The 23,580-nt window shown below is 47.4% G+C and carries 20 protein-coding genes; 9 read left to right on the forward strand and 11 right to left on the reverse strand.

The features are described from left to right. Positions 1–220: 220 nt before the first annotated feature. Entirely contained in the window at positions 221–508 is a 288-nt protein-coding gene (gene rplY / locus MO387_RS18020; protein WP_006081398.1) for a 50S ribosomal protein L25, read from the reverse strand. A 303-nt stretch (positions 509–811) separates the two neighbouring features. On the opposite strand from rplY, the gene MO387_RS18025 reads away from it, so the two are divergent. Further along, positions 812–1,246 carry a hypothetical protein gene (locus tag MO387_RS18025; protein ID WP_006081396.1) on the forward strand — a complete coding sequence of 145 codons (435 nt, stop codon included), beginning with the start codon at positions 812–814 and terminating at the stop codon, positions 1,244–1,246. On the opposite strand, the gene MO387_RS18030 is transcribed toward MO387_RS18025, so the two are convergent. The 10 genes from MO387_RS18030 to MO387_RS18075 form a co-directional block, all read right to left on the reverse strand. Continuing rightward, a complete protein-coding gene (locus MO387_RS18030; RefSeq protein ID WP_012089020.1) occupies positions 1,197–1,745 on the reverse strand; it encodes a DUF882 domain-containing protein in 549 nt (182 codons plus the stop codon). The two genes, MO387_RS18025 and MO387_RS18030, sit on opposite strands and share 50 nt — an antisense overlap. A 154-nt stretch (positions 1,746–1,899) precedes the next feature. After that, on the reverse strand, positions 1,900–3,465 hold the full coding sequence (locus MO387_RS18035; RefSeq protein ID WP_107947238.1) for a L,D-transpeptidase family protein: 1,566 nt from the start codon (positions 3,463–3,465) through the stop codon (positions 1,900–1,902). Between the two features lie 229 nt (positions 3,466–3,694). Next, positions 3,695–5,878 carry a glucans biosynthesis glucosyltransferase MdoH gene (gene mdoH / locus MO387_RS18040; RefSeq protein ID WP_006086416.1) on the reverse strand — a complete coding sequence of 728 codons (2,184 nt, stop codon included), beginning with the start codon at positions 5,876–5,878 and terminating at the stop codon, positions 3,695–3,697. A gap of 23 nt (positions 5,879–5,901) precedes the next feature. Then, positions 5,902–7,530 (reverse strand): glucan biosynthesis protein G, encoded by a 1,629-nt coding sequence (locus MO387_RS18045; RefSeq protein ID WP_011846652.1) that lies wholly within the window; start codon positions 7,528–7,530, stop codon positions 5,902–5,904. A gap of 491 nt (positions 7,531–8,021) precedes the next feature. Next, a complete protein-coding gene (locus tag MO387_RS18050) occupies positions 8,022–9,419 on the reverse strand; it encodes an ATP-binding protein (RefSeq protein WP_071938789.1) in 1,398 nt (465 codons plus the stop codon). Between the two features lie 84 nt (positions 9,420–9,503). Then, a complete protein-coding gene (locus MO387_RS18055) occupies positions 9,504–10,163 on the reverse strand; it encodes a response regulator transcription factor (RefSeq protein ID WP_006081389.1) in 660 nt (219 codons plus the stop codon). Between the two features lie 34 nt (positions 10,164–10,197). Next, a complete protein-coding gene (locus MO387_RS18060) occupies positions 10,198–11,106 on the reverse strand; it encodes an FAD:protein FMN transferase (protein WP_107947236.1) in 909 nt (302 codons plus the stop codon). A gap of 130 nt (positions 11,107–11,236) precedes the next feature. After that, complete coding sequence (locus tag MO387_RS18065) at positions 11,237–12,556, reverse strand: DUF3570 domain-containing protein (RefSeq protein ID WP_107947234.1); 1,320 nt, start codon at positions 12,554–12,556, stop codon at positions 11,237–11,239. A 111-nt stretch (positions 12,557–12,667) separates the two neighbouring features. Next, on the reverse strand, positions 12,668–12,886 hold the full coding sequence (locus tag MO387_RS18070; RefSeq protein ID WP_107947232.1) for a DUF4266 domain-containing protein: 219 nt from the start codon (positions 12,884–12,886) through the stop codon (positions 12,668–12,670). 3 nt (positions 12,887–12,889) lie between these two features. Then, positions 12,890–13,357, reverse strand: coding sequence for a TlpA disulfide reductase family protein (locus MO387_RS18075; RefSeq protein WP_107947230.1), 468 nt, complete (start codon positions 13,355–13,357; stop codon positions 12,890–12,892). Positions 13,358–13,742: 385 nt separating this feature from the next. Here MO387_RS18075 and hyaA point away from each other — a divergent pair, with 385 nt between their 5' ends. From hyaA to MO387_RS18115, 8 genes are all read left to right on the forward strand, one after another. Next, positions 13,743–14,879, forward strand: a complete 1,137-nt coding sequence (gene hyaA, locus MO387_RS18080; protein WP_006081384.1) for a nickel-dependent hydrogenase small subunit — start codon at positions 13,743–13,745, stop codon at positions 14,877–14,879. Between the two features lie 3 nt (positions 14,880–14,882). After that, positions 14,883–16,586: a nickel-dependent hydrogenase large subunit gene (hyaB, locus tag MO387_RS18085; RefSeq protein WP_107947228.1), complete on the forward strand. Its 1,704-nt coding sequence runs from the start codon at positions 14,883–14,885 to the stop codon at positions 16,584–16,586. Positions 16,587–16,605: 19 nt separating this feature from the next. After that, positions 16,606–17,280: a Ni/Fe-hydrogenase, b-type cytochrome subunit gene (cybH, locus tag MO387_RS18090; protein ID WP_107947226.1), complete on the forward strand. Its 675-nt coding sequence runs from the start codon at positions 16,606–16,608 to the stop codon at positions 17,278–17,280. A gap of 7 nt (positions 17,281–17,287) precedes the next feature. Then, positions 17,288–17,845, forward strand: coding sequence for a HyaD/HybD family hydrogenase maturation endopeptidase (locus tag MO387_RS18095; protein WP_012587810.1), 558 nt, complete (start codon positions 17,288–17,290; stop codon positions 17,843–17,845). 3 nt (positions 17,846–17,848) lie between these two features. Then, positions 17,849–19,759, forward strand: coding sequence for a NiFe hydrogenase (locus tag MO387_RS18100; RefSeq protein WP_107947223.1), 1,911 nt, complete (start codon positions 17,849–17,851; stop codon positions 19,757–19,759). Between the two features lie 94 nt (positions 19,760–19,853). Continuing rightward, complete coding sequence (hypF, locus tag MO387_RS18105; protein WP_107950198.1) at positions 19,854–22,265, forward strand: carbamoyltransferase HypF; 2,412 nt, start codon at positions 19,854–19,856, stop codon at positions 22,263–22,265. A 190-nt stretch (positions 22,266–22,455) separates the two neighbouring features. Next, a complete protein-coding gene (hypB, locus tag MO387_RS18110) occupies positions 22,456–23,289 on the forward strand; it encodes a hydrogenase nickel incorporation protein HypB (RefSeq protein ID WP_107947220.1) in 834 nt (277 codons plus the stop codon). Next, on the forward strand, positions 23,289–23,534 hold the full coding sequence (locus tag MO387_RS18115) for a HypC/HybG/HupF family hydrogenase formation chaperone (protein ID WP_011846641.1): 246 nt from the start codon (positions 23,289–23,291) through the stop codon (positions 23,532–23,534). Before hypB ends, MO387_RS18115 begins: the two co-directional genes overlap by 1 nt. The last annotated feature ends 46 nt before the right edge of the window (positions 23,535–23,580 follow it).

The following is a 23,580-nucleotide window of genomic DNA, read 5'->3' on the forward strand; positions in this document are numbered from 1 at the left end:
CCATGCTTTTCGTCTCCTCTTACTTGTGGTGAATAAGAAGTCTCTTTTAGCATGGGCGTAATTCAGGCTATAGCCTCAAGGAACAATCACCACCGCCAGAGGCGGTGGTTTTGGGATGACAATAAAATAGTCACGCCGATCCATCAGATGAAAATCAGTCGCGTGAAAATCAGCCACAAAAAAAGCGCCCTTAGGCGCTTTTTTGCTTCAGCTACGACAATTAAGCGTAAACGAAGTCAACATGTTCAATAAGTGGTTTGAACACGTGGCGTTGCATAGCTTGTGCACGTACACCCACTTCTTTGCCATCAACAACGATAGTCAAAGTTGAAGTGTAGAAATCAGCGTTAGCTTGAATGTTGATGATATCTTTGTGATCAAAAACAATAGAAACTGGCTCTTTGCCTTGGCCATAAATAACAGCAGGTACTTTACCAGCATGGCGTAGGCGGCGGCTCGAACCTTTCCCTATTTCAGTGCGGGTTTGTGCTTGGATAGTGTAAGACATGTGTTTCTCACTTAAATTTAGAGTAAAAAGTTGCCGGCATTTTCGACCAATGACGGCTCATATAAAGCGCGCGAATACTAACATAGATACCCAAGACGCACAAGAATCCCGCAACCCGTCAATTTGTCCGCCGCTGCGTTAGTAAAACAGGTAGCAATTTATCAAATTGAAGAACTTGTATCTTGGCTGTTACAGCTGGGAAAAGGCTTTGATCTCAAACAAAAAACACGCGATCTAGATCACACTGGGAAATTGAGAAGCCTGATAAGCTCGGGCAAATTTCGATAACTGCTGTGTCAAAAAATGCGTCATGCGCTATACCAGTTACAACAAGAAAACAGACTTTCATGCCAACTGGCCCGTGAACTTGTCTCGCTTATCGAAACCGTTCCTTACCAGCAAAATACCCTCGAATTAAAATTTTTAGAATTGCTTGCCTGCACCCAACAGAAAAACCGCAGCTTAATTTTACTCATGCAGGTTATTGAGTCGGTCGACATTGAGTTACAAAGGCAAAGGCAGTATCAATTCTCACAACATTTGAGTTTATTGATCTGTGATTGGCAACAGCATAGAGAAATGAACAAGCTCAACCAGCAATTTATCCCGCTGCTGAGGCATTACCTGACAGAATCTCAAGCCCTAGAGCAAGGATTCTATCAGCGAGTTCAGCAACAAATTATTCACGCTACCAGTGTCGTACCGGCCCACAATCGACATGCACAAAGCCAGAGTTAGGATAATAGCCCACTCCACCCAGTTTTAGGGATAAAGCCGCTTCTCTGAGGGTTTTAAGCTTAACGCTTGGGATCGCGATATCCATAGCCATGCCGCGCATGTGATAACTCTTTTTTGCGACGCCGCCACTGTGACTCGCAAGCATGGCATTGGTTTTGGGGGAACGGTAACCAGAAATCACATGGATTTCATCGTCGACATTCAAAGTCGTTTTAAGGGAATAGAGCAAATCGAATAAACGTTTATCCATGGGCGCCGCCACATTCTGGCGATGGTCCCGCAGTAAATGATTAAAATCGTTTAATACCTTGCTTTGATAATGACCATCAACCCAATAACTGCCGTCATCGCGCTCACCGGTATGGCGATTAAACAGACTTAACTCGCGGATCCCTTTGGTTGAACGACTGGCTACTGCTTTTGAGGGAATAAGAGAACATAATGCCACACCACTCAGGCCTAACAATAACTGCCTACGGGCAGGACATATCAAAGTCACATGATCACCTTTTGTATGCTTTTTGGTCACTAATCAAGCAAATTATACTGAATAAGCCCTAAGATCAAGTTTTGCCAACCCCATTCTGCCCACGATTTTAAAATGCCCTGTGAGTTCAATTTGTTATCTTACTCAGCTTTATGGTGCCAAAATCTTAATTGAGATCTAAAACCGTGGCGGGTACGGCATTCGTCAACTCAGCTTCTAAATGGTAAATGTCGCTACGGTATTGCTCTTGCCCACTGTCATCCAGCCATGCAGTCCAATACACCAGATGCACTGGCAGCTTTTGAGAAAGTGAAAACCACTGGGGCTCCGTTACATCTGGGGCTAATTTGTCCCATAAACGCTTATCTTTAACTAAATGTTCTTTAAACCACTGGGCTAATTCAGTGACTTTTTCAATCCGAATACAGCCTGATGATAGTGCCCTATCGTCCTTATTAAAGAGACTTGGCTCAGAAGTGCCATGTAAATAGACACTGAAACTGTTATCAAAGTGGAACTTATATTTGCCTAATGCATTCTTCGCCCCTGGGCGTTGCACTATCTGGTAGGGAAACGAAGTGCTGGCTAAGTCCTGCCATTCTTCTGGCATGTGTTGCACTAGTTGGCCGTTATAGTCGTACACATCAAATTGGCGTTCATTAAGATAATGACCATTTCGCCGAATCTGCGGCAGGATATCTCGGCGTAGAATGCTGCTCGGCACTCGCCAACTGGGATTGAGGACCACGCTGGAAATCTGGCTATCCAGCAGCGGGGTTTGCCGAGAAGATTTGCCCACAATCACTTTGGAATTGAGCACTGTGGTGCCATTATCGACTAAGATCATCTCAAAAGCGGGCACGTTAATCAGCAAGTAGCTTGGCTCCAACTTACGTTCAAACACTCGTTGCCGAATCGTATTTTTAGCCAATAAGACTGCCCTCGCCTTTGGCGATTGATTCAGCCAATACAAGGTCTGCTTACCAATCACCCCGTCTTGTTTTAACCCATGCCTGTGTTGGAAACGCTTAACACCGACCACCAATTCTTCGCTATAGACAAGGTTCGTCGTTGGCTCAATGGCTAAGTCACCCAAAAGCCACAAACGTTTAGCTATAGTATCAACGAATGGATGACTCATTCCGACCGTTAACTTTTCATCCAGCACTAAGGTTTCCCAAGGTTCAGTGGCATCCAATTGCACTAAATGGGCGACTTGTTTTAGCACCCTTTGATAGTGGAGATCCGTTGGAATAACGGTTGATACTGTGTCTACAGGTGCGCCGTTATTACACTGCGCAAAGGTCTTGATATAACGCCAGTAGCCCGTCACATCAGCTTGAACCCGCGCCACATCGGCCGCCGATAAGGTATTTGGTGATAATGTTAATTCGCGATAATGCAGACCAAAAATAGGATTAACGCCCGCAAGATCCAGCAGCAACACCTGCGGCACTAATGCCGTAAGTGGCAAGGCTGCATCGGGCTCATCGGCTTTACTCTCAGTGCTTGGTTGCACACTGTTTAGCTGCAGCATGTCTTGCTGTGCACCAATGCAGGGATTCGATGAAATGGCTTGAGTATCATCGGTAGCCATTGCCACTGACGTGATAGGAAAACAGACAATAACACTCAGCACTAACAGTCCCAAACTGCGCCTCATGGGCATTGGCTTAATTTGCGATGCGCGTACAAAGCGGGGGAAATACTGGATGATCTTGTGCAATACCATAAATACTCCTTTCGTTATTTAAGGTCACTTGAAAGCCAGCGATCATGTCAGTCAATAATACTGTCATACGACTATTTCATGGGGATCAGTTAATTACTAGGGGCAAACTGCAGATTATGAAAAGAAAAATGCCACTGAGGTCGTCAGTGGCATTTTCTAATAATTACAACCAAACTCATTTGCGAGCAAATGCTGCGCTAATGTTGGTTCGCGGTGCGTTAGATATTCGTTAGCAAAAAGAGACCAGATCTTCTTCAACAAACTGCTCTGGTAATTTCTGCAGGCTACGTAACATCAAAGGATTCGCTAACACCATCGCCATTTCTTGGCGATTCAGTACTGCTAATGCACTCTGTTGGCAGCGAGCTTCATGCACTTTCACATGCACTATGGCTTCCATCGCTTCAATCGGAGTCCCCGCAGCACGCAATGGCTGTTTATCCACCATAGCCAAATGCAGCTCCATCAACGCAGGATCTTTAAGTACCTGTGCCAATGTCCAAGGCTCAGCGATGTGTTTTTGGTAAGCGGCACGGGCTTCATGTGCTTGCAGGCAAATCTGCGCAGGATTGCGCTCTTCAGGCGTCGCAAGAATCCCCGCACGTTTAAACACTTCACCGATTTTGACAGAACCCGTCCATGCTGAAATAGGCACGGCAATCCACAGACCAATCAAGGCAGGACTCATCCAAGCCAACAAGGTTAGAGAATCCAAAATAGCAGCATAACCTAACATCACACCCGCCAGCATATGCCAACGGTGACGATAAATTAACGTCATCCAAGGCATACTGCCGTCATCACGACGTTGCGGCGACCAACCACTGTCGCGGCCCATCAGAATTGACATCACGGCACCGCAATGGATGAACATCATGATAGGTGCGATCAGCGCTGAGAGTATAACCTCAAAGATCACACTGAATATCGCTTTAATCCGGCCGCCAACACTGCGAGCAAACTCGCCGTCTTTAAGCAGCAACAAGACACCAAATACTTTAGGGCCAAATAAAACACCCATAGTAATGTAGAACAATCTCAATGCCCTATCCGAGTCCATGATGGGCCAAGTGGGGAACAGTGAAAATTGATCGGTGAAATATTCAGGTCGAATAAAGTGTGCCTGCAGGGCCAACATCAAACCAGTCAAAATCAACATCAACCAGAAAGGTGATGATAAATAGGCCATGATGCCCGTCAGTAAATGCAAACGGCTAACCCAGTGCAGACCTTTAGTCGGCAAAATACGTGAATGCTGCAAGTTACCTTGGCACCAGCGGCGATCACGCACGGCTAAGTCGATAATCGACGGTGGACATTCTTCGTATGAACCGGGCAAGTCATAGGCAATGACCACACTCCAGCCCGCACGGCGGATCAAGGCCGCTTCAACAAAGTCATGACTCATGATATGACCACCAAAAGGAGGCTTACCCTTAAGATTGGGTAATCCGGCCGCGGTCATAAAAGCTTCGGTACGGATAATGGCGTTATGGCCCCAGAAGTTACCTTCTTTTTGTACCCACCACCCTAAACCGGTACCAATTACGGGGCCATAAATGCGCGCCGCAAATTGCTGTAAACGCGCCATTAAAGTGGTGCCGTTGATCAGCGAAGGAATCGTTTGGATTAAGCCCGCATCAGGGTCGGCCTGCATACGCTGGGCTAAACCTGTAATGGTTGAAGACTCCATCAAACTGTCGGCATCAAGCACTAACAAGTGATCATAGCGCGAACCCCAACGGCGGCAGAAATCGGCCACGTTACCCGCTTTACGGGCGACGTTTTTACGACGACGACGGTAATACACACGCGAATGTTTATGGGTTTCTTGACGTAACACCAAAAACGCCTGCTCTTCGAGCAAGGCGATATCAGGATCAGTAGTATCACTTAAGATAAACCAATCAAAAGCATGACCATGACCCGTTTGCGACAAGGTTTCTGCCATCACAGAGACCGCCGAGAATACCCTGTCTGGGGATTCGTTATAGGTCGGCATTAAGATCGCAGTGCGCGTATGTAGCTCAGTCACTTGCAGATCTTTTGCCCGCGGTTTGCGCAGCAAAATTAAAAAACCCGCAATACCACTACAAAACGCTAAGGCGATCCAACAAAAGTTGACCGCAAATAACGCCAACACGAGATATTCCAGTGGCGTAATTCCGCCAATGCTAAATACCGCGCCCATTTCATAAATAGCGAATAAAGACAGTAATAAAGCACCGCCAACCACTAAGAAGCGGCGCGAAGCACGTGAACGTACTCCATTTGCCACTGTGCTACGGCGAGGGAATCCCTCTGGCATCTTACTTAAATTTTGGGGTTCCATAGCGCCAGGCCGTTCATTTGGCATAGCACTACCACCCACGAGGACTTCCGTCTCGAGTACCGAGTTTTCGGATACAGTCATATCATGTTGCTCCGTCATGAACCTTACAGCGTCCAGCGATAGAGCCAGGTTTCAACCTGACGAGGAGTTGGGAACTTGAGTTCAGCGCGCAGTTCGATAAGTTCTTTATCTTCTGGCTCTAATTCAAAAGCTAAGCGATAGCCATTTTTGGCTGCATTACGGGCAATCACCACATTGGTGACCACACCACCAGACGCTTCTACTTTAGCAACTGGCATTTCATCTGTCATCGGACCTTCAATTTGATAGTCGACCACAAATAAACGTCTTGGTGTTGCTTTAGCAATATCGGCACGGCCACTGGCAGAGCGAGACACATGTACAGCACCGACTTTAGCCGCGGGTTCATCACCCCAGCTCATGCGATAGGCAAAATGGAATTCACTGCCCGCAGGAATAGGCTGACGAGGTTTCCAGTAGCTAACGATGTTGTCATGAATTTCAGACTCAGTCGGAATTTCAGTCAACACCACTGAACCTTGGCCCCAGTTGCCCACAGGCTCAATCCACAGACTTGGGCGACGTTCATAATGTGCTTCTAAATCTTGGTAAGACGCATAATCACGCTCACGTTGGATCAAACCAAAACCCTGTGGCGAGTTGTCAGAAAACGCACTGACTTGTAATTGACGTGGGTTAGCCAATGGGCGCCATAAATGCTCACCACGGCCGTTTAACATCAATAAACCGTCTGAATCATGCACTTCAGGTCTAAAGTCATCGGTATCGTGACGACCATTGAGTGAATGCAGGAACATGCTCGTGCTGGGTGCTAAACCGACTTTGCTCAGCTCAACCCTTGGAAACAGCGTCGCTTCAACATCAATTAAAGTGTTATCACCAGGACGGACAGAGAAAGTATAAGCACCCGCCACACTTGGGCTATCTAGCAAGGCATGCACAACAATCAAGTTGCTGTCATTGTATGGACGTTCAACCCAGAAGGCGCGAAATATTGGGAATTCTTCCCCTTCGGCATCGGCGGTTTTTAACGCTAAACCACGTGAAGATAAACCATAGGCGTTACCTTTACCTAAAGCGCGGAAATAACTCGCACCTTGGAACACCATAAGTTCATCAAACACACCGTTAGTATTCAGTTGGTTATGAATGCGAAAACCTGAGTAGCCAATGTCGTCATTGGGTAACGCTTGGGTAATCACTTCACCCGCGGTGAAATACTTAGGCTCGTAGGCTAAGTGCGTTGCGTTCTGACCTTCCACAATCGCAATCTCGATCAGATCTTGGAAATAGAAGCCACGGTGGAACATTTGCATTTGAAAAGGCACGCCCTGATCACGCCAAATAGACGCAGTCGGGTTAAAACGAATGTCACGGTATTCATCGTATGACAATTTAGCCAGGCCGGCCGGTAACGGGTCTTTAAGGGCCACATACGGTTTCGCTGCCAAACGTTTTGCAATCTTCACCACAGTATCGCTATCGAAAGCGCCTGTTTTAGTGAATCTCACTTGATTTTTTGTAGCGGGCTGAGAAATCACTTTCGGCGGAGTTACCACAGGAACTGTCTCGGCGGGTTTTGTCTCTTCAGCGTACGCGACACCAGACAGGGCGACAACAGCGCCTAGCGTCAGTGAACAAATGAGTGACGAATAAGGTTTGGACGATGGGCAACGCAACAAGCTAACCATAGATAGGTAACCTAAAAAATAAACTAAGAAATCAATGTTTTTTATGTATACAGTGAATTTTTTTCACTCTCGCTTAGGGGCGAAAAAAAACAGTTGCTTACATATCGCGAAAGATATCAGAAGGAGAAAAAAACTCATAAATAAAGATGCAGTTAACCCCTTCTACACAATACTATTTGAGAATAAGTTTATACCTAAAAGGAATATAAAAATAACATTATCATGCATATTTCTGCTTTCACAGTTACAAAAGCAGGTTAAGTGATCCAAATGCTACATTTTTGAAAGTAAAATGAGACTTTTTAAAGTCTCAACTTAGTGTGGATGATCTTAGATGAAAAAACACAATTAGCGAACCAATCTGTTGGTAAACCTAGGTATTTTTTCTAAGATAGCAGGCAAACTCACAATTACACTCACCCAAATGTATCAAAACCACTGAGGTGATGTCACTTAAACTGCGGATCTATTTTAAGATGTTAACTTCTGAACTATTGCGGCAAAAAAAGAGTCACAGATAATCCGCCCTGCTCCCTAGGCGCTATCACTAAACGACCTTGGTGCAATTCAATGATGTGATGGCAGATAGACAAACCTAAACCCGCACCTATGCCTTCATTTTCATTCACACGATAAAAACGCTCTGTGGCATTAGCAATCTGCTCTTCTGTCATGCCTTGGCCGCGATCCGCGATACAGATACTAATCTCATCACCCAGTAAATGGGCCGACACTGAGATTTCTGATTCCTGCGGGCTGTATTTGCAGGCATTTTCGATAATATTTTTTAGCACCAGCAGCAGATAGAACCGATCGCAAGTCACGGTCAGCTGGGGCGCGATATCGATATTCCATTCATAATCGGTGATTTGTGGCATCAGTTGATTAAGCGCATCTTCAACCATGGGCAAGATAGCGTGGGATGACACATTCAGCTCATTTATCGAATCCACCCTCGCTAACACCAGTAACTGTTCAACGGTATGACTCATGTGCACCACGCCAGCATCAATCGCGGCTAGATGAAATTTCTGCTGTGGATCATCGTCAATCAGGCTCTCTAAACCGTGTTGATGTAATTTAATCACAGATAAAGGTGTTTTCAGTTCATGGGCAGCATCGGCGCTAAAACGGCGCTCACGGGCAATGAATCTAGCTATGCTATTGATATATAGGTTTAATGCGCGTCGAACGGGTACGAGCTCTTTCGGTAGCGACATAGTCAGCGGCGTGAGATCGTTCGGCGCCCGCCCAATCAGCTCCCTTTCGAAGGTTTTTAACGGCCGGAACAATAGATAAAACAATAGGCTAACGATAAGTAGTGTCAAAGGCACCACAATCAAGGGCACGATAACCGCGTTGTGCATGATTTGTGATACGAGCTCTTGGCGCACTTCATCCTGCTGAGCGGTGACAATCCAAACATGATTTTTGACCGAGAAAAAACTGAACACATGCCAGAGTTCACCTTCGAACACTTTCTTGTGATAACCCTGCACGAATCGGGTGATAGGTTGATGGCCAATATTGTCCGACAGCACTAAGGCTTCGCCCGCCTCACTCCAAATTTGAAACGCCAATTTATGCTCATAGGCGAGTTTCAGGGCATCGGCTTTTTCGGCAAAGGAACTGATCTGGCTATCGGGAACGTGGAGCACTTGGGGTCTCGCGGTACTCTGGGGCGTCGCACCGGGCTCAGTGTGATAAAACAGCTCCAGCATTTTCGCGGTTTGCAGCATTTGCGCATCGAAGAGTTCTTCTATTTGATGCTTAGAATCCCGAGTACTCAACCAGCTAGAGACAGCAACGGACACTGAAATACCTGACAAAATCAATAATGTCAGTACCAAACGCAGTGAATACACATCCAGCCCCTTTAATCGAATCACTTCAGTTTCCTAACGTTTAACCCTCAGCTAATCACTGAGGTATCAATAGCCACAAACGTGAGTATTGTCACTTAATTCAGTGAATTAATTTATTTCAATCAAGGTATAGCCGATTCCACGCACGGTTTTAATCAGCTCATTGGCGAGTTTTTTACGCAGATGATGAATGTGTACTTCAATCGAATTGCTGCCGACCTCATCCCAACCATAGGTTAACTGTTCCAGTTGGCTGCGCGTCAATACGCGCCCTGCCGACTGCGCCAGTTCAAGCAATAATTGGAATTCACGCCGCGAAAGCAGCACATTTTGATCGCGAAAGGTCACTTCGCGGGTATTTAAATCAATGCACAGCGCACCAATAATCAAACTGTTGTGATCGAGCCCGTACTGGCGTCTGACAATGGCGCGAATGCGGGCGGCCAATTCACGCACATCAAAAGGTTTACCGAGATAATCATCGGCGCCCATGTCTAAGCATTCGAGCTTAGTGTCAAAATCCGTATTGGCGGTCAGGACTATTGTAGGAATTGACACTCCCTGCTGACGCCAAGCTTTAAGTAACTCTTTACCGTTACCGTCGGGTAAACCCAGATCGAGCACTATGGCACTGAAGCTTTCATTTTTAACACCCTGTAATGCTTGCTGATAACTATTAAGGTGATCAACCTGCATGCCCAGCTTTGCCAAACTTAAGCAAATCCCTTGGGCTAATAACTCATTGTCTTCAACCAACATAATACGCATTCAATGTCCTTAACAGAGCCTTTTAAATGAACCCTTAACGGAAAATACTAAACTTAACATCTTGTTGCTGTAAAAATGTTTCCGCATCTTGGCCCTGTAGCATGGCCATAGTCGCCAGCATTCCCGCGGTCACACAATTTGGCCCTAACACAGTCACGGAGCGCGGCGCCTGGACGACGGGATAACCAGTACGCGGATCGACAATATGGCCGTAACGCTTTCCATCGACTTCAAAAAAGCGCCGTGTATCGCCGCTGGTCGCTAATGCGCCCTGACTGATCGCCAGTACACTGGCGGCGCGATCGAGATGGCGAGGATCTTCAATGCCCACCTGCCATGGGTTCACTTTGGGCACAGGACAGGCGATATCGCCACCAAAATTCACTAGCACAGGAATATCTGGATAACATTCAGCCAACTCATAGGCGACTCTATCGACTGCATATTCTTTAGCAATGCCGCCAAAATCCAATTTCATTCCCGATGGCATCTCAATATGGCGCGAATCAAACTCGATACGCTCAAACCCCACTAAGGCTTTCGCGGCAAGTATGCGGGCATGTTCAGGCAATTGGGCTTTGGGATCAAAGCGCCACAGCTCCATTAACGGCCCTGCAGAGATATCAAATAATCCATCACTAAGCTGAAAACATTGTTTGGCAAAAGCCAATAACTGCCAGGTTTCTTCATCAATAAGCTGCTTATGACCATAGGCATGGTTTAATTGCCACAGACAATTCTGCGCAATAAAGCGACTGTACTTATGTTCAATACGCAGCGCCTCAGTGACGGCCATATCCAACATATCGTCGGCGATATCGAGTTGATCACATGCAATGAGTATTTCACAGGGACTCGCCATGGCCCTAAATTCGCCCACATAACCCCAATCACGGCGTTGCAGCGAATAAAGTGCGGTTTTTAGGGATGATGTCGACATCATAAATCACCTCTTTACATGGCACCCCACTGGCATTCAGCTTAAATAAGCTCAGGGGTAAATTGAGTATGGGTAGCTAAGCTACCCATACAGTTTAACGCCTTGCTATCTGAGTCAGTAGCATTATTTCGTATTAAAAAGAATAACTAAACTGTGCTGTTATTGCCTTCTGCGTCGGGAACAGATCAAAGTTTTGCAGCTCTCCTGGGATAGTAGTGCCGTTATTTTTTGGATCCTGTTGGTAATACTCTAAGCGATACGACATCTCATGACCGCCCGATAATCGATGACCAAATTTAATCCCTATCGTATAAGCCGACATATCACCGATACGATAATCGGCACTGGCAAACTCTGGCAATGGTGTATCTGCCATCAAGAAAGGTTGATAGAAGTTAGCCGCCGTTTGTTGGTAATAACGTAGATGCAATTGACCGTAAAAATTGCCCGTAAAGTAATAACGGTAATGGGTTTCTAAGGTATGCGATGTGAGATCCCAATCATCAGTATTATAACGATAGGAAAAATCCACCACGCCCGCATCCAACGCGCCTTTAGTCATCACATAGAAGCTATGCTTCAAGCGAGCATCGGGGCGGCTTTCATACAAGAGATCCTGAGTGATGCCATTGTTATCCACCACACTGAGCACTTTGTAGGGATCGGTTAAATAGCCATTGACACTCGATAAGCCGTAATTGGCCTGCAACAACCAGCGCTGGCTGAGCACTTGGGTGATGCCTAACATCACATCGGCGGTTTGCTTGTTATCGCTGCCACTTTGGCGAGTCGCATCAAATGCGGTGCGGTAGGCGGCTTCACTGGCGAAGTTATCGCGAACCGCCATGGAGGATAAATCCACCGGACGTCCACCGACAGGATCGACCACATCGAAACTGTAAGCTGTGCCTAAAAATAACGTTGTGTTGTCTTTGTTAAAACCGCGCTCAATACTGGCATTGAGCCCCATTGACATATAATCGAATTCTTTTGAACCATAGACACCAGCGTTGACCTTCCAGTCTGAATTAAGCGCTTGGGCCCAGTTAACGCTGCCTTGAACGCGGGTATCGTGGAACGTGTCATCAAGCGGTGTATCGCCCGCTGCCACACTGTATTGGCCATTGCCCGAAGGACGAGTAAAGGTTTGGCTGGTACTTTGGGCCACAGCGCCCGAAGCCGAGGCACCGGTTAAGCTGTCGACCACCAGTTTGAGATCCAGCATGCTATCATCGCCAAAGGCTTTTTGTGCTGTACCTATGGCTTCAACGGCCTGCACTCTATCCTGCTCACCGTAATACATTAAAGCGGCATCGACCTTCCAGTCGTCAGCTTTTTTAGATAATTCAGTCGCGTGGCCACTTGTGGCAAACAATCCACAACTGGCTAAGGCTAACGCACCCGCAATCTGTTTCGATTGTCTTGCATTTATTTGATTCTTTTTTTGGGTCATAGCTGACAACACCTGTAGGTCACTTTCATCTATTCAATACCGCGGGATTTCGCCCCTGAGCTCATCACATCTATTCGTTACATCTAAGGGCAACTAACACCAACGGAGAGTTTAGTTACAGCCACATCCACCACCGGCAAAGGTGCGACCGCCGCTACTGCCTTCTTTACTAAAATAAATATGATCATCGAGCGCCAGATCGAGCTTTTCACTGTCGAGCGCCATATCAGCGCGTGCCAACTGGCCTTTCTCCCACGGCTGCACCCCTAAATTTGAACAACCACTCAAACCTATAATGAGTGTGACTGCGACTAATGCGGGTTTAAGCATAAATTACTCCTTCAGTAAACTAACGAGCTCTTGCTCGTATTCAGCGGCTTTATCGGCATAAAAACCAACATGATGCTGCACTAACTGACCTTGGCGATTGAACATGAAACTGCTCGGCATACCCAGCAAATCGAAGCTGCGCGCGACATCACCTTCTGGATTGAAACGCACTGAAAAATTGGCAGGGACTTGTTTTAAGAATTCTTGGGCTAACTCGTTATCTGTATCTAGGTTGATTGCCACGACGGCCAAACCTTGATCTTGATACTTTTTTTGGATCTCATTCATCCACGGAAAGGATTTACGGCAAGGCCCACACCAAGAGGCCCAAAAATCGACATAAACGACTTTACCTTTAAACTCACTCAGAGAAACAGCTTGGTTTAGCGCATTAAACACTTGGTGATCCAACGACGGCGCGGCTTGTACGCCAGCGGCCATTAAACTAAGTAACAACAATATTTTCTTCATAGAATATTCCGCGTTAACGATTACCTTTGAATCTATTAACTGAATCTTAAGGTTTTCTTAAACAAGCTGATATAAGTCCAATTAAGCCGTATGCGCAGACTCCCCCACTTAAGGTCGGCATTTTCAACAGCGTAACCTTAATTACATGAGCGCCGATTAAGTGACCGATTTCATCCAAAATGGCAAATATGAGACATTTTGTCCCATTAGGAAAAGTGAAATTAGATCTGCGTCATGTTAATTAAATGTCAAATTCAGTTCTATCACATCTCTTGAAAATTCTTGATATACATCAAGAATCTTTACACTCCAACGGCCTAAACTGACCCTGTCAATTATGTAAACCCTTACCAATTTACATTTAAATAACAAAAAAGGTTGACCCATGGACACACATGCAGCCCTATATGAACAGGGAAAGGCGCGCTTAGATGCGTTACGCCAATTCGCTCCCCGTCAACAACAATCGCTGATTGAGAAAATGCAACAGCACGGCATTAGTCGCCGTGATTTTATGAAGTGGAGTGCCATGGTGACGAGCATGCTCGCATTGCCGCTCCCTTTTAGTAACTTAGTAGCCGAAGCTGCCGAATTAGCCGACCGTGTACCCTTAATCTGGTTACACATGGCCGAATGTACTGGCTGCTCAGAATCCTTAATTCGTACCGATACCCCCAATCTAGATTCACTGATTTTTGATCATATCTCCTTGGAATATCACGAAACCTTAATGGCTGCTGCAGGTTGGCAAGCCGAAGAAAACCTCGAAAATGCACTCGAAACCTACAAGGGCCGCTATTTACTGGCCGTTGAAGGGGCAATTCCGACCGCCAATAACGGCAGTTTCCTCACTGTGGGCTGTAAAGGCCACACAGGATTAGAAATCATCAAACATGCTGCAGAAGGCGCCGCCGCGATTATCTCTGTCGGCACTTGTGCGGCATTTGGTGGCGTGCAAGCCGCCTATCCAAACCCAACGGGGGCGAAAGGCGTACACGAAGTGGTCAGTAAACCCGTCATTAACTTAGGCGGTTGCCCACCGAGCGAAAAGAACATAGTCGGCACTTTGATGTACTTCATCATGTTCGGCAAATTACCTGCGCTGGATATGTTTAACAGACCTAAATGGGCTTACGGCGCACGGGTACACGATAACTGTGAACGTCGCGGCCGCTTTGATGCCGGTGAATTCGTTGAAGAATTTGGCGATCACGGCGCGAAAGAAGGCTACTGCCTGTATAAAGTCGGTTGTAAAGGTCCTTACACCTACAACAACTGCCCTACCGAGCGCTTTAACCATCACACCAGCTGGCCAGTACTTGCTGGACACGGTTGTATGGGCTGCTCAGAACCTAACTTCTGGGATGACATGGCCGACTTTGAAAAACCCCTTGGCCGTCAACTCCTCCATGGATTGGATGCGACCGCAGATACTATTGGTGCGGTGATTTTAGGCGCGACTGTGGTGGGCATTGGAGCCCATGCCGTTGCCAGTATTTTTGCCAAACCGCTGGAGGAATAACCCATGAGCAAGCGCGTTGTTATCGACCCTATCACACGTATCGAGGGTCACTTACGTATCGAAGTTGAAGTTGATGAAAATAACGTCATCAGCAAGGCTTGGTCATCCTCCACACTCTGGCGCGGTATTGAAGTCATTCTCAAGGGCCGTACACCTATGGATGTTGGCCTTATTGTGCAACGTATCTGTGGTGTCTGTACCTATTCCCACTACCGCTGCGGCACTGAAGCAGTTGAGAACGCTCTGGGAATTCAAATTCCGTTGAACGCGAGATACTTACGTTCATTGATGCAAACCTCTTTATACATGCATGACCATATTGTGCATTTCTACCATCTACACGGTCTTGATTGGGTTGATGTGGTGTCTGCACTGAGCGCCGATCCGGCCAAAGCTGCACAAGTTGCGCTGCAATACACAGACAAGCCCATAGCCGCGGGTGAAGGTGATTTAAGAGCCGTGCAAGAAAGAGTCAAAGGCTTTGTCGAAACCGGTAAATTAGGCCCCTTTGCCAACGCTTATTGGGGTAATGGCACCTATAAGTTTACTCCAGAGCAAAACCTTGTCGCACTTTCTCACTACCTTAAAGCACTTGAAGTACAACGTGTTGCGGCGGAAATGCTGGCCATCTTTGGCGGTAAATCTCCACATCCACAATCCGTTGTTGTTGGTGGTGTGACGTCGGTGCGTGACATGTTAAGCCCTGCTCGCCTGCAGGAATGGAAGCAAAAACATGCGACCGTGACTGACTTTATCCTGCGCGCTTATCAAGCGGATATCGTGATGGCGGCCGAAGCCTTTGGTACTGAGCCAAGCGTGCTGGGCGGCGTGAATGTGAAAAACTTCATGGCGACCGATGACTTTGTGTTAGCCAATGGCGAATACATGTTCAATCAAGGCGTGATCATGAACGGCGACCTTGCCGGTGTCAGCGATGTAAACCCAGATCTGATTGCCGAAGACGTTAGCCATGCTTGGTATAGCGCCGATGCGCCGCAGCATCCCTATGACGGTACAACGATTCCTAATTACACTGGTTTTGTTGAACGCGATACCGTCTACGGCAAGCTGCCAACGCTGGATGGTGATGGCAAATACTCTTGGGTGAAATCCCCCCGTTATCAAGGTGAACCCGTCGAAGTGGGCCCATTAGCCTGTCTATTGGTGAGTTATGCCCGTGGTAACAAAGTGGTTGTGGATTCAGTCAATGCCTTGCTCGCTCGCACTGGCTTACCCGTTGCCGCCCTATTTACCACTTTAGGTCGCACCGCAGCCCGTATGTTACAGACAGTTATCGTCGCCCAAGAAGGATTAAAAACCTTCGATGCACTGCTGACGAATATCCAGTCTGATGAATCAACTTATGTGAAACCCAATATCGACCCGAGCAAAGAGTACATAGGTCACGCCATGATTGAGGCGCCACGTGGCATGTTAAGCCACTGGATCCGCATCAAAAATGGAGTGATTGAGAACTATCAAGCCGTAGTACCGACGACCTGGAACGCAGGACCTGTGGATGCCAACGGTAAAATGGGTCCCTATGAAGCCTCTTTAATTGGCTTGAAACTGGAAGATCCTACTAAGCCCCTTGAGGTGATACGTATTATTCACTCATTTGACCCTTGCATGGCGTGTTCTGTACACGTGATGGATTTTAAAGGTCAGGCATTGAGCGAGTTCCGTGTCAGTCCCAATGGTCAATAATCGAGGGAGGGAACGCAAAATGAACCATTCTGCAACCCGCATTCGGACACTGGTTTTTAGTCCGGCAATACGGATTTTCCACTGGCTCAGGGCACTGTCAATTTTAGTGCTAGTGATCACCGGATTCTATATTGCTTGGCCGTTTCTTGTGGCGCCTGAAAGTACGGATGTGCTCGTACAAGGCTGGATCCGCTTCGCGCATTTGATCTGCGGTTTTGTATTGACCGCGATCACCTTAGTCCGCTTCTACCTGTATTTTTTCAGTCGAAGCGACATTGAGCGGCGCTCATTTCGCGATGTGATGAGTGTAAAAAGCTGGATCACTCAGCTGAAATCTTACTTATGGATGGGTCACTTACATAAAGCGGGTGTATATGGACCGCTGCAATTTGTGACTTATGTAGCAATCTCACTGGTCGCTCTCGTGATATGTATAACGGGTCTGGTGTTGTACGCCAATGTGTATCACCAAGGTTTAGGTGGGATGCTTTGGGGCTGCGCCGCTTGGATTACGGCACAAATGGGTGGGCTGGCACAGGTTAGGATTTTCCATCACTACTTAACTTGGGCATTTGTTATCTTTGTGGTTATCCACGTATATATGGCGGTTTGGTCAGGGATACGCTTCAAACATAACTCAGTTGACTCGATTGTCTCTGGCTATGACTACCCAAAGCCAGACTCACACCACTAGGAGTCCAATGAAGATATTGCTACTCGGTATTGGCAATGTCCTGTACGCCGATGAAGGCATCGGCGTGCATTTTGTCAATTATATAGCTGATAATTATCAGTTTACCCATGAGTCTCACCAGCTAACGCTGCTCGATGGCGGCACCTTGGCTCAGGGACTTATCCCTATTATTTGCCAATATGATTATTTAATCGTGGTCGATACTGTCAATGCCAATGGCGTAGAAGCGGGCGAGGTCTACTTCTTCGATTTTGATAAGGCTCCGAAGGAAATCGACTGGCAAGGCAGCGCCCATGAAGTCGAAATGCTGCAAACCCTCAATATGATGGAAATGGTTGGCGACAGACCTAAGACCTTTGTGCTGGGCGTCACCCCAACCGTGCTCGAACCTATGGTGCTGGGTTTGACCCCTAAAGTCGCCGCCGCAGTGCCGTTAATGGAATCAAGCTTGTTATCCCACTTAGCCTCCCTTGGGTTCACTGCGACGCGTATTGCCGATCACAGTATCGACTCGCTGATCCCTGACTCTTATAAACGCGGCGTTACTACTGGTGAAAGTATATAGAAAATGAAAAACATCAGATTCGATTTTACCTGTTCACGTCAGGTGCCTTTGTACGCGCATTTATGTAATCAATACCTAAATTACGATGCGCTGAACATCAGCATAGGCTGTGATGGCCTACATGACTTTGGTCAGCACAGTTACTTTATTGAAGCCCAGGGCGAGCAGACTCAACTCGAGCAACTGGCCGATGCCATTGCCGCGGACTTTTTGATTTCCGCTTGGTTGATTGACTCCGGCATTAAGGTCATCGACGAGCCCCAAGGCGGCAAAACCTTACTGCCCTACTCACAGTCTGGATCAAGTCCTGCCATCGCGCCTTTTTGCCAGCAATGTTATCCGCTGATTGGCGATAATCAGTCGGCGAAGTTTGGCGCGCTAGATTTAGCCTGCCCTTGCTGCAAGGGCGAAACACAATTAACGCCCGCGCAAAAAGCCTTAACCTTGTCAGATATAAAAGCCATGGCACAGGGGCTGCTGACACAAGGCCCGCTGATATTAGCGGCCGCCGATGATCTGCAACTCAGCCTGACACCGTTTGCTCAGCCCTTAGGCGAGCGACCACAACTGTTAATTTGTAATCCCAATACGCTGAACGCCCATTTCTGCCTGAACGATGCGCAGGTGCTCGCGCTTTCCAGTATTGAAAAGCCACTTATCTGCGCCAGACCCACGCAAGAGCACGACAAACTCAGTGCGCCACTGTACGACATTTGTTTTGCCTACAGCCGGGTGATTTTAGTACTCGCCGAAGTGTTGCGACAAAAAGGCGTCGATTGGGTTTATATCCAAGGTAAGCATAATAGGCCGAAACTCGCGTGGCTCGATGGTGCTTGGGCGCAAATTGCCAGCAAAGATTTAGGCTCAACTCAGGCTGAAACCAAGCACTTTATCGCTCCAGAACCCTTAAGGGAAAAAGTCAGTCTTCACGGTTATCAAGCCCAATGGCAAGCGGCGAAACGGTCACGTTCCCATCAAGGCGAACTGAATGTGGCGGTATTAGCTCAATCGAGTGAAGCGACTCATGCTGCTAACACCTTTGCCGCTAACGAAGAAGCAGCTCACACTGAAGTTGAACACGCTGGCACGCCACACGCTAGCGATACCGAAAATCATACCATCGCGGATGCAGCGTTATTCAGTGCCTTACTCAAGGGTAAATTTACCAGCCACAGACAGGCAAAAAATGCCGCGGTCATTTACTTAAGCCATACCCACGCCAGTCAAATTGTGACCTGTGATAATAATGGCGACACCGAACTCTTCTTTGCACTGCCCGAGCTGCCCGATAACGGTTACGAAATTTTCCATCAACTGGACAGCAGCCCACAAAAAGCCGTGGCACAGAAGTTTAAAAGCCTGTTCCCCGACGATTACCTAAAACTCCTGAGCCTAAAGCTTCACGGCAGACGGGACAACTTGCAAAGTTTGTGGGCCATTGCCGCCATTTTAATTGGCCTCAATCCCCAAGAAGAAACGCAAAGCCAAGAAAGACTCAGCGATGCACTGATGGCCGCCGCCATGCGTTACCACGGCGCCAATGCCCCACGTATCGATTATCCACTGACCAAAGGTGAAGCCCACCGCAGCCTGAATTGGTGTAAAACCTTAGGCACAGTGTTGAGTTTTCGTATCGCAGGTAATGACGACCCGAGTCAACTCGCCTTTGCGATGCAAGACTCGCTGGCGGACTATCTTTCTAACTGGTTAGAACATATCGATTTAAATATCGGCGTGCACAATGTTGCCTTAGCGGGCAATGAATTAACGAATGAAACCCTGTGTAAACGCATCAGTTTACGCTTAGGCAAAAACTTCCCCTTAGTGATCAATCGTAGTCTAGATTTAGACGGCGATAACTTAGCCGTTGGTGCACTTTACGTAAAGCAGCGCCAACTGAATACCCATGATTAGGAGGCCAAAAGTTAAGTCACAACGCATGCAGCCACATAGACATAATAGTCGCCACAAAAAGCACAGTGATCTGCAGATAAAGCGCAGGCTGGCATTGGAATACCTTGTCCACAAGGGCGCCGCGCTAAAGCGTTGTCAGCTGCACATCACTGGCATAGTGCAAGGGGTGGGATTTCGCCCCTTTGTCTATCGTTATGCCCTTGAATTTCAACTGACGGGTACTGTGCTCAACAATGCCAAGGGCGTGACCATTGAGATGCAAGGCACAGAAGAAAACCTCACGCAATTTATCACAACGCTCAATACCACCCCACCGCCACTGGCCCGTATCGACAATATAATCCAAACACCACTGCCGATTTTGCTAAGCGAAACCACATTTGAAATTATAAAAAGCGACAGCCATGAGGACGATGGTCCAAGTTCATCAATGGGTGCGCAGGTGGCAGTATCGGCGGATAAAAGTACCTGCCAAGATTGCTTGAACGACATGTATAATCCTGATGATCGCCACTTTGGCTATGCCTTTACCAACTGCACAAATTGCGGCCCAAGATACACCATAATCAATGCCTTACCCTATGATCGCCACAATACCGCCATGGCCGATTTTGACATGTGCCCCGAGTGCGCCAAAGCATATCAAAACCCACTCGACCGCCGCTATCACGCCCAGCCTGTCAGTTGCCCAGTTTGTGGCCCCAGACTCAGTTTAAAAACACCGCAAGGGGAATACATCATTGCCAATACCTCAAATTTCAGCACACCTGAATTGAGTACGGACCTTGCGGTACTGACAGCGGTGGCTGACAGATTACACCAAGGGCAGATTCTGGCAATTAAGGGACTGGGCGGATTTCACTTGATCTGTGATGCCCGTAACGACAAAGCCGTCAACACTCTTAGGCTGCGAAAACAGCGCCAAGCCAAGCCGCTAGCTGTGATGATGGCGGATATCCAGATGGCGCAGCACTATGTCACAGGGACGGATGCCGAGTGGCAAGTACTGAGTTCGCAGGAGCGTCCCATAGTCCTGATGAGCAGTCGCCCCGAACATGATCTCAGCTTAGCTGTCGCCCCCAATCTGAATAAACTCGGGGTATTTTTGCCCTATACTCCACTGCATCATTTGCTGTTAGGTCTCTTCAAAGGGCCATTGGTCGCGACCAGCGCCAATGTGTCAGGTGAACCTATCATCACTGATTGTGATGAGCTTATTAGCCACTTAAGTCATGTGGTGGATGCGATAGTCGATCATAATCGGCCGATTATTAATTGCTGCGATGACAGTGTGGTGCAGGTGATTCAGCCCAACATGGATTTGCCTGCAGAGGTACAAGTACTGCGTCTCGCCCGTGGTTATGCGCCCTTGAGTTTCCCACTTGATACACCGCTAACCCAATCAATTTTGGCCGTGGGTGCACAACAAAAAAATGCGATCGCGTTAGGCTTTGGCAATAATGTGTTTTTAAGTCCCCATATTGGCGATTTATTCAGTGTCAGCGCCGAGCACTATTTTGAGCGCACCTTAGCCACCTTTGCGCGGCTGTATCACTTTGCGCCCAATCTCATTGTTCGCGATAAACACCCAGATTATGCCCCCTCACGCTGGGCGGAAATGCACTCAAACTCAAATGTAGAACTCAGCGATACCAGCCAATGTTTAGCTGTGCAACATCACCATGCCCATGTGCTCAGCGTAATGGCGGTTAACCAATATCGAGATCCCGTATTGGGTTTTAGTTTTGATGGCACTGGGCTTGGCGACGATGGCAGTTTATGGGGCGGTGAAGTGCTATTAACCACGCTGGATAAAGTGCAGCGACTGGCCCATTTTGAGCCTATAGCCCTGCTGGGCGGCGAGCAAGCAATTAAGCAACCCGTGAGGTTATTACTTGCATTATTGTTCGAGCAAATGAGCCTTGATGCTGTACTCGCGCTGAACTTGCCGATTATCTGCAGCATGAGCTCAAATACCTTAACTAATTTATATAAAATTTGGCAGAACGGCAGCGCACTTAAAAGCTCATCGGTCGGACGCTTGTTTGATGCCCTCGCCTGCGCCTTAGGCTTAATCGAAACCACACAATTTGAAGGTCAAGCTGGCATGGCGATAGAAGCCGCGGCCAATCGCGCCGATGCATTAGCCCTTGAAGCCATTTCGCTTAACTTACCTCTTGACGTCGACCAGTGGCGCAGCAGTGAAATGTTCAAGCAGATTGTTAAATTAATGACTGAAAAACCGCTAACGGACAACAGACGAGATGCCATCGCCCGCGCCTTTCTACACACATTAGGTGATGCTATCTGTGATTATGCAGCCCAGTATCAACACATCCCAACCGTGCTCTGCGGCGGTGTATTCCAAAATAAATACCTATTGGAATATTGCCTCGGCAAACTCTGCGCCCAAGGCAATAAAGTGTTATCCAGTCAACAGATCCCCATCAATGATGGCGGCATCGCCCTAGGCCAACTTTGGTATGGCATTCATCAGAATCAATAACCTTACTTATTTGATAACCCCCGATGTTCGCTCGCCATTTTTATCCCCATAAACCTGACGAACATCAAAGATCTGCAGCGCAATTTGTATCACACTCAACATTAGCTTAACCAAATTAACGATCAGTACATCAGCATTCACAATTCGTCAGGCAAAGTCCTCGCACTCTGCCGATTCAAGGAGAGGTAAAATGTGTAAAGACTGCGGCTGCTCCCTTACCCGCCAAGACCATGATCATTTAGGCGCGCACTCACATGTTGATAGTCATGACCATAGCCATGATCACGGGCACGGCCATTCGCATGAGCATGACGCATCGCATAACTCATTGCATAGTCATAGTGAGTTACACACCAATCCTCAGTTAAACGATAAAAAAACCTTGTCAGTCATCCACAAGATTTTAGATAAAAATGATGTCGAAGCCGGTCATAACCGCGCCCACTTTGAGGCACATAAGGTCACGGCCTTCAACATCATGAGTAGTCCAGGCAGCGGTAAAACTACCCTATTAGAAAATCTCAAAGAATACACCAAGCTCAACTATGCGGTGATTGAAGGCGACTTAGAAACCTCCCGCGATGCCGACCGCTTAATCGCGAAAGGCATTACAGCCTATCAAATTCAAACGGGCTCGGCCTGTCACCTTGACGCCTTTATGGTGCACGGTGCCCTGCATCACTTACCACTTGATGGACTGGATATTTGCTTCGTTGAAAACGTCGGTAATCTCGTCTGCCCAGCCAGTTATGACGTGGGTACACACAAAAATATCGTGCTGCTGTCCGTGCCAGAAGGCGATGATAAAATTGAAAAATATCCCGTGATGTTCCGCCGCGCCGATGTAGTTTTTATCACTAAGTGCGATCTACTGCCCTATTTTGATTTCAAGCTGGACGAAGCCAGAGCACAGCTTAAAAAACTCAATCCAGCAACTCAAATCATTGAAGTCTCCATTAAAGATGGCGACTCCATGCAGGCTGTGGCGGCTTGGCTTAAAGACAATATTAGAGGTGCACAATAATGTGCTTGTCCATACCTTCCCAAGTGGTGGCGGTCGATATTGAACGCCAGAGTGTCACGGTCGATACCTTAGGCGTGCGCCGCGATGTCAGTAGTCATTTGATGAATGAGCCACTGGAGATTGGAGACTATGTGTTGATCCATATTGGCTTTGTGATGAACAAAATCGATAAGGAAGATGCGCAGCAAAGCATTGACCTATACCAAGAAATCGTCACTAAACTCGAAAACGAAGCCATACACTGACCATCAACAATGCAAGATTGAGTAGCAAGGCGCGCACCCTATCGAG

The sequence above is a fragment of the Shewanella sp. N2AIL genome (genome assembly GCF_022690845.1).
Taxonomy (GTDB): domain Bacteria; phylum Pseudomonadota; class Gammaproteobacteria; order Enterobacterales; family Shewanellaceae; genus Shewanella; species Shewanella baltica.